Source organism: Ferrovum myxofaciens (assembly GCF_000735045.1).
In the GTDB taxonomy this organism is placed as follows: Bacteria; Pseudomonadota; Gammaproteobacteria; order Burkholderiales; family Ferrovaceae; genus Ferrovum; species Ferrovum myxofaciens.
Genome location: NZ_JPOQ01000169.1, coordinates 1 through 729, shown reverse-complemented (window position 1 = coordinate 729; position 729 = coordinate 1). Strand labels below are relative to the sequence as shown.

The window sequence follows — 729 nt, the reverse complement described above, 5'->3', positions numbered from 1 at the left end:
AGATGATTGATGGTTTGATTTGCACGCTCTGTGATGGGTTGTAGACGGCTGTCAGAATCCGCATAAATCTGATGGTGGATTTGACTGAGCAATATTGTGACCGTCACGCAAATGTGAGGGTTGAGGGATTGCGATGGGGTGGTGAACGACCGCAGTGCTTATGCGGTGCTGAGTGGTGCAAATTGTTTGAGGGTTTTCCGGGAGCCAGGGATTTTGTTCCCATCCTCAGGAAGGGGGGGCCGGGCTGACCCAGAGGGGCTGCCCGGCTGAGAGTGCGAAGTTCAGAACAGTTCTTCGGTTACATTGGGACGATAACCGAAAGCGGCGTTTTGCGAGGTGGCGCTGCGCGCCATCCCTGCGAACGGCTTTTCTGGAGGAATGAGTTGGTCGGCATGATGGCTCAGGATCTGGGCGTAGTAGGCTGCTTCAAAGCGGTGATACAACTGCACCAGAACATCGGCCAGCGCCGCTGCGGCCTCATTGGAGAGTTCCGGAAGTTCAATGTCGAGGATGGAGGTGGGTGGACGCTTGTTACGGCGCGAGGTGAAGATCAACTTTCTCTTGGTCATGATTTTCCTTTGGGTCATTAGCGGGCCCGGGAGTTGCGCCGGGTTGAGTGGGTGGTGGAATTGGGGGAGGCAAACACCTCCAGGTAGAGTTTGTCATCCAGTACGGGTAGTTGGCGTTGTGCGGCCACAGCCAGGAGTTGTGCAGCCAGGTTGGTCAGGA

1 protein-coding gene is annotated in these 729 nt (G+C 55.8%); it reads right to left on the bottom strand.

Features of this window, described 5'->3' with window-relative positions; all coding sequences use genetic code 11:
- Nucleotides 1-281: 281 nt before the first annotated feature.
- Entirely contained in the window at nt 282-569 is a 288-nt protein-coding gene (locus tag IV91_RS0112375) for a hypothetical protein (RefSeq protein ID WP_031598891.1), read from the bottom strand.
- Nucleotides 570-729 lie beyond the last annotated feature (160 nt).